General features: G+C 40.9%; 9 protein-coding genes, 1 rRNA gene and 1 other annotated feature. Of the genes, 4 read left to right on the top strand and 6 right to left on the bottom strand.

Annotated features, from left to right (window positions below):
• Positions 1–8 precede the first annotated feature (8 nt).
• The 6 genes from yjjX to bamD form a co-directional block, all read right to left on the bottom strand.
• Positions 9–542, bottom strand: coding sequence for an inosine/xanthosine triphosphatase (yjjX, locus tag AACW06_RS01960; RefSeq protein ID WP_053311213.1), 534 nt, complete (start codon positions 540–542; stop codon positions 9–11).
• The gene (locus tag AACW06_RS01965; RefSeq protein WP_192073767.1) at positions 514–2,865 is read right to left on the bottom strand and encodes an EAL domain-containing protein; all 2,352 of its coding nucleotides are present in this window, start codon (positions 2,863–2,865) and stop codon (positions 514–516) included. Before AACW06_RS01965 ends, yjjX begins: the two co-directional genes overlap by 29 nt.
• Positions 2,849–3,895 carry a polyamine ABC transporter substrate-binding protein gene (locus AACW06_RS01970; RefSeq protein WP_192073768.1) on the bottom strand — a complete coding sequence of 349 codons (1,047 nt, stop codon included), beginning with the start codon at positions 3,893–3,895 and terminating at the stop codon, positions 2,849–2,851. The genes AACW06_RS01965 and AACW06_RS01970 overlap by 17 nt, the downstream gene beginning before the upstream one ends.
• 201 nt (positions 3,896–4,096) lie before the next feature.
• Complete coding sequence (gene pheA / locus AACW06_RS01975) at positions 4,097–5,275, bottom strand: prephenate dehydratase (protein ID WP_168523142.1); 1,179 nt, start codon at positions 5,273–5,275, stop codon at positions 4,097–4,099.
• Positions 5,276–5,286: 11 nt separating this feature from the next.
• Positions 5,287–5,408 (bottom strand) — a sequence feature (Phe leader region).
• A gap of 108 nt (positions 5,409–5,516) precedes the next feature.
• The gene (hpf, locus tag AACW06_RS01980; protein ID WP_053311209.1) at positions 5,517–5,843 is read right to left on the bottom strand and encodes a ribosome hibernation-promoting factor, HPF/YfiA family; all 327 of its coding nucleotides are present in this window, start codon (positions 5,841–5,843) and stop codon (positions 5,517–5,519) included.
• 450 nt (positions 5,844–6,293) lie between these two features.
• Entirely contained in the window at positions 6,294–7,019 is a 726-nt protein-coding gene (bamD, locus tag AACW06_RS01985) for an outer membrane protein assembly factor BamD (RefSeq protein WP_171980869.1), read from the bottom strand.
• Between the two features lie 155 nt (positions 7,020–7,174).
• Between bamD and rluD the strand changes: the two genes are divergently transcribed.
• The 4 genes from rluD to AACW06_RS02005 all read left to right on the top strand — a co-directional run.
• Positions 7,175–8,149: a 23S rRNA pseudouridine(1911/1915/1917) synthase RluD gene (gene rluD / locus AACW06_RS01990; RefSeq protein WP_192073769.1), complete on the top strand. Its 975-nt coding sequence runs from the start codon at positions 7,175–7,177 to the stop codon at positions 8,147–8,149.
• A complete protein-coding gene (gene pgeF, locus AACW06_RS01995; protein ID WP_192073770.1) occupies positions 8,149–8,871 on the top strand; it encodes a peptidoglycan editing factor PgeF in 723 nt (240 codons plus the stop codon). Before rluD ends, pgeF begins: the two co-directional genes overlap by 1 nt.
• Positions 8,872–8,983: 112 nt before the next feature.
• Positions 8,984–11,560, top strand: coding sequence for an ATP-dependent chaperone ClpB (gene clpB, locus AACW06_RS02000; RefSeq protein ID WP_192073771.1), 2,577 nt, complete (start codon positions 8,984–8,986; stop codon positions 11,558–11,560).
• A 535-nt stretch (positions 11,561–12,095) separates the two neighbouring features.
• Positions 12,096–12,172: ribosomal RNA gene (locus AACW06_RS02005) — 16S ribosomal RNA — on the top strand; the annotation flags it as partial.

Raw genomic sequence — 12,172 nt, forward strand, 5'->3', positions numbered from 1 at the left:
GGCTTGCGCTACGCTGATAAGTTTGCAGGAAAATGGCTTGGGTTAGTAAACGGAATTAAGGCCAAAATCAGCGCTTGCTGATAGACCGAGCTGCGAGTGAGTTGATTTTGTGTCAACAGGCTAATCGCCCCTCCTTTTTGTTTGATATTTTCCGTCGCAAATACCTCATCCATCACATCTCCCAGCTCATTGGCGGTGGCCAATTTTTCTAAGACGATAGGCGGTAACATCAAACTTGCTGAGCGAGATTCCCCACGATGAGTGTCCGATTCGATGATCATCCAAGCAAAGGTCACATTCCCTTCTATGCCCGCTTCTAACCCGACGTAATAATCAGCGCCAGGATAAATTTCTTTAGCATGTTGGACACGATTAAGCGCGCCTAGATGAGTTTCATCATTACTCATTGGTTGATCAGCAACACCGCTTGGAACGCTGACACCAGTAAAGGCAAATTGTTGTTGTGGAAATACACTTTCAAATGCACTACGTACCGCGTTAATTTTTGCTGGGTTAAGAGAGGCAATGGTCACGTTTTTCATAAGTTAGGCTTAGTTCTTTTTGTTGTTTATGCCATGAAGCGAGGGCATTCAAGGTCATAGGTTTTGCAAAATAATACCCTTGCATATAATCACAATGATAGCCGGCAAGCCAGTGATGCATCTCTTGATTTTCAATACCTTCAGCAGTCACTAGCATCGATTGAGAGTGGCATAAGTCGATCAGTGGCTTAATGACCTTTTGATTATTGGTTGCAATGAGTGTATCCAAAAATAGTCGATCAAATTTAATTTTTTGTACCGGATATTGCACAAGCTGTGTGATCGAGGTGTAACCAGAACCAAAATCATCTATCGCGAGCCCATATCCTAAATGAGAAAGTTCATGGAGTAGAGGAAACCCTTTAGAGTTGGTGGAAAAAGTTTCTGTGATTTCAAAATCAATCAAATGTGGGGGAATCGCATTTTCTTGTGCATGTTTGTGAATGTAATGTGCTAATTGCAATGTGTTCAGTTCTGCTGATGAAAGGTTTATTGACACTTGCACGGGATGTTCACTAATGGCTTGTAATACGTGAAACTCCTTGAAAGCGCTGCGAATAACCCATCGGTCAATACTACCAAATAGCCCAGTTTGTTCGGCAATAGGAATAAACTCTTTTGGCGACACTAGTCCTAATTGCTTAGATTCCCAGCGAAGTAAAACTTCTACCCCCGCAATCGTGTTGCCATTGCGATTTAAATAGGGCTGATAAACAAGGCTAAATTCTCGTTCAAAATCGCCCAACCGTAATGCTTGTTCAATATTTGCTCTACGCTGAACGCCTTTATCGAGATCGGGTGAATAGTAAGCAATTTGGTTTTTGCCCGCATTCTTTGCTTGATACATGGCTGTGTCAGCATTCAACAGTAGTTTCTCAAGGGTATTTCCATCAAAGGGATAAGTGGCTATGCCAATACTCGCTGTGATAGGGAAATTGCCTAGCGGAGAATTACTTTGATTTTGGATAGGAGCTAATAACTGACTCGCAAACTCTGTGGCTCCTTGGCTAAAGGAGCTAGGAGCTGAAATAAATATCGAAAATTCATCACCAGAAAGGCGAGCAGCTAAATTTTTGACTTGGTATTGAGTGTAGAAGAAGTGGCTTAATGAACGAACATGCTGGGCAAAATTGACGAGCAAGGTGTCACCGACCTGATGACCATATTTATCATTTACGTATTTAAAATTATCTAGGTCAATGTACAGCACCCAAATATTGTCGTGATATCGTGCATTAGAGAGCACTCGCTCGACGGATTGTTTAAAGTGGTGGCGGTTTGCAAGTTTCGTTAGGTGATCATATTCAGCTAATGCCTTGGTTTTCTTATAAGTAGTATCAAGCTCTTGATACATATCATAGAAGCGAGAAGAAAGGCGACCGATTTCATCTTTGGTGTCGAGCGTCTCAATGTTGTCACGCTGCTTATTCTCTACTTCTTTTAATTGTTTGTCTAATTGGGAGATTGGTTTGATGACATGGCGATACAGCAAAAATAGTAGTAAAAAAACAGTGATAAATGCTGATGTGCCAAATGATAAGGCCAAACGTTTCAAAATAATATTGAGCTTATTGTTAATAAGAAACTGAGCTGGATCTAAGGTTGCATACAATCCGGGTTTCAATTCAACGGTTTGTGTCAGTCCAATTTTATCTATATTGGAATTTTCAGAGAAAAAAATAGTACTTTGATTATCAAATTCAATTTGTTTTCTGAGTTGATCAAATTGTTCTAATGCAGCGAAGACAACGACAAAAAATATTTGATCTCGGTTATAGCTTAGAGGTGCAGCTAGCGTTTTTTTATCGAGCACATCATAGCGAACTAGAATACCTTCACCGCTAGAGTTAGTGATATAGCTAATATCAGATATTTTCTGGGTATGACTAAAAGTATCTTGCACATAGTTAAGTACTTTTTTGTCAATAGTTGCGAACGGGTCAATGCTATTTTCAGTATAATAGAGTACATTTTTGCTGCCATCTAAAATAGATAACGCAACAAAACGTCCTTCTCGAGATTGAAGAATATCTAACGTTTGCTGAAAATTATCGACTAATTCTAATTCTCTATAGGGGTTTTTTCCATGTGCTACATAATGACGAATAATGTCACTTTTCGTTAGTGTGTAGGCGTAACTATTTACAAGAGAGTGAGTCTGGCGAAACAGCCCTGCGAGCTTTTCCATACTTAGCTGTAGATAGCTTTCCTCACGTTTTAGCAAGGCGTCTTTCTGGCTAGAGTAAATAATGTAACTCGACGCCGCTGCACTCAAAAGGATAACTGGGGCGATCAGTAACAGGATTCTATTGTTGAGCTTCATGTTGTTCCAAAATACTGTTAATGATTTTTGCTCTTAAACTGATGTTGGTCGGTATCAATTCACTATCAATGATGCCTTGTTCTAGCAAGGTCGGATCTGGGAATAATGATGCATCATTTTTATAGCTATTAGGCATCAATTTTAATGCACTTAAGTTCGGTGTTGCAGCTTTAATATCTTTTGCATTCGTTGCGGCAGTTTCTGGAAGCATTAGGTAATTTAAGAATGCTTTCGCTTGCTGCTTATTTTTGGAATTACTATTTATGGCTAAGCAGTCTACCCAAATATAAGGTTTACCATTGGGTGTGACGAAATCCCAATCGTCTCCTCCAAAGTACTTGTTTAGTGAGTATTGATCACCACTATAAGCGAGTGCCATGTGTAAATTATCGCTATCAGGATGGCTTCGTACGTAACTCAATACATATTCATAGGTCAAAATATTGGGATTAACGGATAGCATTGCCTGATACGCTTTTTTAAGTGCAGCTTGGTCATCAGTGATTGGGGATTGTGATTGGCTATACAGTGCAGGCAATAGAGTCTCGACCGTATCGGTCAACATACCAACATGACCTTTAAGTGTATCGGGCATATCGAGAAAATCAGTCCATTTTGTGGGGGTTTTTATGACTTTACTTTTCTTATAGGCTATTCCTACTGTTCCCCAAAAATAAGGAATAGCGTGAGAGCCACAAACTTGGTTCCATTTGTTGTCATTATATTTTCTATTTTCGAGGTCACTTAAATCTTCAAACGTTTTCAGGCGAGAATATATAAGTGCAGACACATTATCGAGTACGACAATATCAAAAGGAAGTTGGAGGCTTTTCACCATTAACAGGCTGCGTTCATCATCATTATCAAAATGATATAGATGAATGTTGGTTTTAGTATTTTCGCTCCACTCAGAAATGATCTGAGGGGAGATTGTATCCTCCCACAGATAAATATTGAGTTCTGAACTTAGTATTGGCATTGAAATGCTAAAACCACAAAGCATTAAAGCGCCTAGATGAGCTTTCGTCATGATATAAGTGGATGAACCTTATTTGTCTGAGGAAGAGCATTGTTCACAATGAGAGTCACAAGACTTGCGGAAACTATCCGTAATTCAAAGTGCGCTGACAGCCCTATACCATAGCGATAAATAATACTAAAACACGCGCATTATATGAGCTTTATTGCTATCTGTCAGCAGACTTATGACAAAATTTTGACTAAGTGACGATTATTGTAGTTTTACTTGGGTCGGTTTAACGTTTTCACTTGGGTAGCAACCAAGAACTTTTAAGTGCTTGGTTATTTTCATCAATTCGTTGATTGATTGCTGCATTTCGACTGAATCTAAGTGTGATTCGAGATCAACATAAAACATTTCCTCCCAAGGATTACCCATGATTGGGCGCGATTCCAACTTAGTCATATTGATACCATATCGTTGCAGAACCAGTAAGGTTTCAACTAATGAACCTGCTTGTTGAGAGGTAGACATTATCAAGGTAGTTTTAGCTGGTATTTGAGTCGAGACTTCTACCGGCTTTCTAGCAACGATAATAAAACGAGTATGGTTTTCTGTTTGATTGGCGATATTGCCTTTGATTGCTTGCAGACCATAAAGTTTGCCACTAGAAGCATTGCCAATTGCAGCCACATCGTTCCGATTCAGTTCTTGGACTTTTTGCATAGCATCAGCCGTACTAGCACAAGACTCCAGTTTAACGCCTTTTAGACGGCTTAAAAACTCACTGCACTGCTGGTGAGGCTGAGGGTGAGAGTAAAGTACTTTGAGATCTTCTAATTTCAGGTCAGAAGTAGCGACTAGGCAATGTTCAATTGGTAATGTTAATTCACCGACAATATATAGCGTTGTGTGCTGTAGAAGATCATAGACTTCATTGATTGAACCCGAGCTGGTATTTTCAATAGGAAGAACACCGTAATCGGCATGTCCCGATTCTACGGTCTTGGTTACTTCTCTGAAATGCTCACAATTGAGTTCAATCAGTTCAGTGTTTTTTCTGCTGAAATACTCACGTGTTGCAAGGTGTGAATAGGAACCTTTTGCGCCTAGAAATGCGACGCGGGCTAGTGGTTTACGGCTGAGTTGAGGGTTTGCTAAATTCTGTAAATAGGATTGTTGTAGAAGCACGGAATCTTCAATAATAGTGTGGAATAACTTCGTGATGTATTGTGCATCCAAATTATATTTTTCTTTGCCATTATTTATCAGTTTGACCAAAAGTTGCTGTTCACGTACTGCATCTCGTACTGGCTTTGCGGTTTCAATTTTGCTCTTTGCTACTTCAATGCTGAACTTACGACGTTCAGAGAGCAAACTCAGTAGTTGGTCATCGAGTTCGTTGAGACGTATGCGGATCTCATCGAGTGAATATTGTTTTTCTGTCATAAAATAATCCTTGTAAAAAAGCCTCCCGGTGGGAGGCTTTCTGTTCGTTTTTGACTTATCTTCTGTCAACGACCATGCCTCCAAATATTATTGGAGAAAAAAGAAGTCAAAAAAGAACAGCGAAGTTAAGTGCATAAAATCAGGTTTTGTTTTAAGTGTGAGAACACAATAAGCAAGCAGCTATAGGGCGTCAAGCAAAAAAATAGCGCCTAACGGGCGCTATTTTCAATCCTTTTAATCTTTATTCGATTTCTTCTTCTACTTCCGGTTTCTCTGTACGACGAGCTTCTGGTTTGTGGCGCAGTTTATTGAGTTGACGTTCTAGTTTTTGTTCTACCTCATTAACAGCTGTATAAAGATCTTCATGTACTGCGGAAGCGACGAGTTGTCCTTTGGGTACCGTAATTATCGCTTCAAATTTTTTCTGTTTACCTGGTTCTTCACTAAAGCTAGCTTGGCAGCCAATAATGTCCACTTGCCATTTTTCTAACTTCTTAAATTTGCTCTCAATGTGATCGCGGATTGCAGAGGTGATGTCGATATTTTTACCAGTGATATTTACTTTCATAGATTTTTTCCTCTGTGTCATCCCTCATGGGTTAACTCCAGATTACCTATTCGATAAGAAATAAATGTGATCTATATCACCTTATGGTGAGGGTTTTCTAATGTTGGGTTTAAACGTGATCTCACGCAAAAAGTGGTATCAAGAGGGCAAGGAAAAGCTTGAGATTCATATTGTTTACGATAGATTGAATGGTATCGCAAGCTAAAAACTTCTCCATTTTTAGGGCCTTTTTACGGCTTAATAAACGTGTTGTTTATTTGCTAAGCAGGTAGGGTAAGTTGCGTCCAATGCCACTCAGGTTTTGTATTCATACCTACGGTGGCGTCTACTCGTTTTCCTCTGTGTTTTTCTTGCTCTCTCATATTTAACAGCTGATAGCAAAAAACCATTAACAAACCATGTGTTAATATCGTTTGTTAATGGTTGAATTTGATCAGTGCTGCGAAAGGGTTACTCTGGGTTGAGTGCAATCAATTTTTCTGTTCTTTCTATTGCGTCATCAAGTTTTAGCTGTTTGTAGGCTTCAAGTTGAATACGCAAGGATTTTCTCGCCGCTTCTGTATCAGGGTAAGTTTTTTGTAACTCCTGAGTACGATTAATCGCCGCTATCCATGCTTCTCGACGTAGATAGAAATCAGCGGTTGCAAGATCATATTCGGCTAAACGATTTTTGAGAGCAAATAAACGTTTATGTGCATCTTCTGCATATGGGCTCGTTGGATAGCGTTGCAGTAATTTTTTGAAATCAACAAAGGCTGCTTTTACCGGTTCAGGATCACGATCTGAACGATCAACATTAAAAAGGTCATGCATGAAGTTACGGTCTTGAGCCATGTGCGTTAAGCCACGCATATAAAGTACCCAGTCCATTTTTTCGTGGGTTGGGTTTAAACGTGTAAAGCGTTCAATCGTAGCTAATCCTAAAGCAAGATCATCGTTTTTATAATAGGCATAGATAAGATCAAGTTGCACTTGTTCGGAGTAAGCTCCGAATGGATAGCGTGAATCTAACGCTTCAAGTTTTTCTATTGCAGTAAGCCAATTGCCACTTTGCAGTGAAATTTGTGCATCTGAATACAATTCAGAAGGCGGCACATCAGGGACAATATCTTCGCTGCTTGAACAGCCAAATAACAGTGATAGTGCGAGTAAGCCTGATAAAGTGTGGTGTTTCATGACAGGAGTCGGTTCCTTGAATTAGTGCTTCTTAATTGAGTGCGTAATCGCTTTATAAATCGTTTCGTTACTTTCTTACCAGTAACAGATACAATAAAGCCATATTTTATCCATACTAGACGCTATTAGTCTCACGGTTTTTAAAAAAGTTCTATATGGCTCAGCAGATTGAATTAACAAATACAGTAAAAGATAGCCAGTTAGGTCAACGTTTAGACCAAGCTGTCGCTGAATTATTCGCTGATTTCTCACGCTCACGTCTAAAAGAGTGGCTTTTAGATGGCAAGGTTCAGGTTAATGGTGAAGTGATTACCAAACCGCGAACTAAAGTCATGGGTGGCGAAATCATTACCGTTCAAGCCGAACTTGAAGATGAAGAGCGTTGGGAAGCGCAAGACATTCCTTTAGACATTGTTTATGAAGATGATGACATTATTGTCATCAATAAACCACGAGATTTTGTCGTTCATCCTGGTGCCGGAACACCCGATGGCACAGTGCTTAACGCATTATTGTTCCATTATCCAGCTATTGCGGAAGTTCCACGTGCAGGTATAGTGCACCGTTTGGACAAAGATACTACCGGGTTAATGGTGGTAGCTAAAACGGTACCCGCTCAAACTCATTTGGTGCGAGCGCTACAAAAGCGCAATATCACTCGTGAGTATGAAGCGATTGCAATTGGAACGATGACGGCTGGTGGCATGATTGATAAGCCGATTGGTCGCCATTCAACTAAACGAACCTTAATGGCCGTTAGCCCTTTAGGTAAGCCGGCGGTAACTCATTACCGCGTTGCTGAACATTTCCGCGAGCATACGCGTATTCGTCTCCGTCTTGAAACTGGTCGTACACACCAAATTCGCGTGCATATGTCTTACTTACAGCATCCACTTTTGGGGGATACAGCTTACGGCGGCCGAGCTCGTATTCCAAAAGGGGCAACGGAAGAACTGGCTGAAATGATTCGCGGTTTTGATCGTCAAGCATTACATGCCGTGATGCTTAGATTTAATCATCCAGTTACCGGTGAAAACCTTGAGTTCCATGCGCCTGTTCCAGACGATATGGTCGAAATGGCTGAAGCACTTCGAGTGGACACCAAGCTGAATAAAAAAGAAGAATATTAATGGAAATGGTCATCCCTAATTGGAATGCTCCTAAAAATGTGAAGGCCTTCTCTTCGACAAGAATCGGTGGTTTTTCACTTGCTCCTTACGAGGGGCTCAATTTAGGAACTCATGTTGGGGATGACTCATCATTAGTCGAGCGCAATCGTAATTGGCTTCTACAACAAGCTCAATTACCTGCGATGCCTATTTGGTTAAACCAAACTCATTCCACTCACGTCATTGAAGTGAGCTCATCCACGAATGATATTTTGGATGCCGATGGTCTTTTCACTCAACACCCTAATGTTGTCTGTTCAGCAATGACTGCTGATTGCTTACCCGTTTTATTGACTAATACTGCAGGAACTCAAGTGTCCGCTGTACATGCGGGTTGGCGCGGACTCGCCAACGGCATTATTGAAAATGCAGTGGCGCAATTTTCTGGTGATGTGATAGCTTGGCTCGGGCCTGCAATTGGACCACTCGCTTTTGAAGTGGATCATGATGTCTATCAAGCTTTCGTTGATGTAGACGTTAAGGCTTTCCATGCATTTTCTGCAAAAGGAGATGGAAAGTGGCTAGCGAATATGTCTCAACTGGCAATATTAAGGCTGAATCAATGCGGAGTTGAGCAAGTATTTGACAGTGGTCTTTGTACTTATCAAGATCCTGCACGTTTCTATTCTTATCGACGAGATGGTATTACCGGACGCCAAGCATCCTTTATTTGGATTGAATAGCCATTTAAATTAGAAAATCTTCCCACACCTCCCCCCTTGAAAAAACCATGCCTCGTATCCATCTTTAGCTACATAAGATTGGTCTCTCAACAATAGAATGAGGAATATTGGTATGCGTTTAGATCGATTTACAAGCAAATTTCAAATTGCAATTTCTGATGCGCAATCATTGGCATTAGGCCGTGATCATCAATATATAGAGCCCGTTCATTTGATGGTGGCGCTGCTTGACCAAAATGGTAGCCCGATTCGTCCACTACTGACGATGCTAAGTATTGATGTGATGCATCTTCGCTCAAAGTTAGGTGAAATTTTAGATCGCTTACCTAAAGTCAGTGGTATTGGTGGTGATGTGCAATTGTCGAGTGCTATGGGCACTATGTTTAACTTGTGTGACAAGTTGGCCCAAAAACGCCAAGATTCGTACATCTCATCTGAAGTATTTTTGTTAGCGGCGCTAGAAGATAAAGGTGCGCTTGGAAAACTGCTAAAAGAATTAGGTTTAACCGAAAAGAAATTATCGGATGCGATAGAGCAGATCCGCGGGGGGCAGAAAGTTAATGACCCAAATGCTGAAGAACTAAGACAAGCTTTAGAAAAGTTTACTATCGATCTTACAGAGCGAGCGGAGCAGGGTAAGCTTGATCCTGTTATTGGTCGTGATGACGAAATTCGTCGCACTATTCAGGTACTGCAACGCCGAACTAAAAACAACCCGGTGATTATCGGTGAACCGGGGGTGGGTAAAACCGCCATTGTTGAAGGGTTAGCACAGCGCATTATCAACAACGAAGTACCTGAAGGTCTACGTGGTAGACGTGTTTTGTCGTTAGACATGGGCGCTTTGGTAGCGGGTGCTAAATATCGTGGTGAATTTGAAGAACGCTTAAAATCAGTACTTAATGAGCTAACAAAGGAAGAAGGCAACGTCATTCTGTTTATTGATGAACTACATACGATGGTTGGTGCAGGGAAAGGCGAAGGTTCGATGGATGCTGGTAATATGCTCAAACCTGCATTAGCCCGCGGAGAACTGCATTGTGTTGGAGCAACAACTTTAGATGAGTATCGTCAGTATATAGAGAAAGACCCTGCTCTTGAGCGCCGCTTCCAAAAAGTATTGGTTGATGAGCCGAGCGTAGAAGATACCGTCGCTATTTTACGTGGCCTAAAAGAACGTTATGAACTTCATCATCATGTTGAAATTACTGACCCTGCAATTGTTGCCGCGGCGAGTTTATCGCACCGTTATGTTTCTGATCGACAATTACCGGACAAAGCGATCGACTTAATTGATGAGGCTGCATCAAGTATACGCATGCAGATTGACTCAAAACCAGAATCACTGGATAAGTTAGAACGCAAGATTATTCAGCTTAAAATAGAGCAGCAGGCATTAACCAATGAGCACGATGAGGCGAGCACCAAACGTTTGTTTACTTTGAATGAAGAACTCAAAGAAAAAGAGCGTGAATTCGCTGAATTGGAAGAAGTATGGAATGCAGAAAAAGCGGCGCTTTCAGGTACTCAGCATATCAAGTCTGAACTGGAACAAGCTCGGATGGATATGGAATTCGCTCGTCGAGCGGGTGACTTAAGCCGGATGTCGGAATTGCAATACGGACGTATTCCTGAATTGGAAAAACAACTTGACCTTGCCACTCAGGCTGAAATGCAAGAAATGACCTTATTACGTAATAAAGTAACCGATGTTGAAATTGCAGAAGTATTATCAAAGCAAACGGGAATTCCAGTATCGAAAATGCTTGAAGCAGAAAAAGAAAAGCTGCTGCAAATGGAAGCTGTACTGCATAAAAGAGTGATCGGACAAGTAGAAGCTGTTGAAGTGGTTTCAAATGCAATTCGCCGTAGTCGAGCTGGTTTGTCAGATCCGCAGCGACCGATTGGATCTTTCCTGTTCTTAGGTCCAACTGGTGTTGGTAAAACGGAGCTTTGTAAGACACTCGCCAATTTCATGTTTGATAGTGAAGATGCCATGGTGCGCATTGATATGTCCGAGTTTATGGAGAAACATTCTGTTGCTCGCCTTGTCGGTGCACCTCCTGGTTATGTTGGATATGAAGAAGGTGGATATTTAACGGAAGCCGTGCGTCGTAGACCTTATTCAGTCATTTTACTTGATGAGGTGGAAAAAGCGCATCCGGATGTGTTCAACATTCTGTTACAAGTGCTAGATGATGGTCGCTTGACTGATGGTCAGGGGCGTACGGTCGATTTTCGTAATACCGTAGTAATAATGACATCAAACTTGGGGTCTGCTCGTATCCAAGAAAAATTCGCAAGTCTCAACTATGAAGGCATCAAAAATGAAGTTATGGAGGTGGTGAGCAAACACTTTAGACCAGAATTCTTAAACCGGGTCGATGAAAGTGTTGTGTTCCATCCGCTCGGACAAGAACAAATTAAGTCGATTGCTTCTATTCAACTGGCCCGTCTTGGTCAAAGAATGGAAGAGAAAGGCTATCAACTAGAAGTATCAGATAAAGCGTTAGAACTGATCTCTCAAGTTGGATTTGACCCTGTCTATGGTGCGCGGCCTTTGAAACGGGCAATTCAACAGAGTGTTGAAAACCCACTAGCAAAAGATATATTAGCTGGAAAAATCTTGCCAGATAAAAAAGTGAAGTTGATTGTTAGCAATGATCAAATCATTGCTCATCAAGATTAATCACTGCCTATACCTACAAAAAGGACCATTATTGGTCCTTTTTGTATAATAAATGCTTACTTTGATTGTTTAATGAGCAGGCGAACTGTTTGTTAGAAAAAAATGCGTTTTATCGCTTGTATCATTATCCAAACTGCCTATAATGCGCCTCGTTGTCACGGCAGACCAACTAGGTCAACCAGCAACATGACGGAAACTTATCAAAGATAAGTGCAAGAGAAATAACTAATAAAGTGTTTGACACTTGAAGTTAAATCGCTAGAATTGCCGTCCGCTTTGAGAGGAACGCCTCGCAAAGTAACGCTCTTTAACAATATAAACCTATCAATCTGTGTGGGCACTCGTTGATGATAATCGAAAAAGATTTATCAATGAACTGAGTGACCAATCAGAATCAAGTTTACTTGATTTTGACACAGTCAATTCATTGTTGTTCTGTTGGAACAACAATAGCTTTAAAATTATTTTTTACTTTCGAGTAAAAACAGTTTTGAAGTCAGTATTCATTGAGCCGGTCTTAGGACCAACAAAACTTTAATTGAAGAGTTTGATCATGGCTCAGATTGAACGCTGGCGGCAGGCCTAACACATGCAAGTCGAGCGGTAACATTT

The organism is Vibrio sp. S12_S33 (assembly GCF_963889785.1).
Taxonomy (GTDB): Bacteria; Pseudomonadota; Gammaproteobacteria; order Enterobacterales; family Vibrionaceae; genus Vibrio; species Vibrio aestuarianus.

What these genes read in the sequence shown, in the direction of transcription:
- yjjX (WP_053311213.1), bottom strand. Translation starts at nt 542, where the DNA reads ATGAAAAACGTGACCATTGCCTCTCTTAACCCAGCAAAAATTAACGCG.
- AACW06_RS01965 (WP_192073767.1), bottom strand. Translation starts at nt 2,865, where the DNA reads ATGAAGCTCAACAATAGAATCCTGTTACTGATCGCCCCAGTTATCCTT.
- AACW06_RS01970 (WP_192073768.1), bottom strand. Translation starts at nt 3,895, where the DNA reads ATGACGAAAGCTCATCTAGGCGCTTTAATGCTTTGTGGTTTTAGCATT.
- pheA (WP_168523142.1), bottom strand. Translation starts at nt 5,275, where the DNA reads ATGACAGAAAAACAATATTCACTCGATGAGATCCGCATACGTCTCAAC.
- hpf (WP_053311209.1), bottom strand. Translation starts at nt 5,843, where the DNA reads ATGAAAGTAAATATCACTGGTAAAAATATCGACATCACCTCTGCAATC.
- bamD (WP_171980869.1), bottom strand. Translation starts at nt 7,019, where the DNA reads ATGAAACACCACACTTTATCAGGCTTACTCGCACTATCACTGTTATTT.
- rluD (WP_192073769.1), top strand. Translation starts at nt 7,175, where the DNA reads ATGGCTCAGCAGATTGAATTAACAAATACAGTAAAAGATAGCCAGTTA.
- pgeF (WP_192073770.1), top strand. Translation starts at nt 8,149, where the DNA reads ATGGAAATGGTCATCCCTAATTGGAATGCTCCTAAAAATGTGAAGGCC.
- clpB (WP_192073771.1), top strand. Translation starts at nt 8,984, where the DNA reads ATGCGTTTAGATCGATTTACAAGCAAATTTCAAATTGCAATTTCTGAT.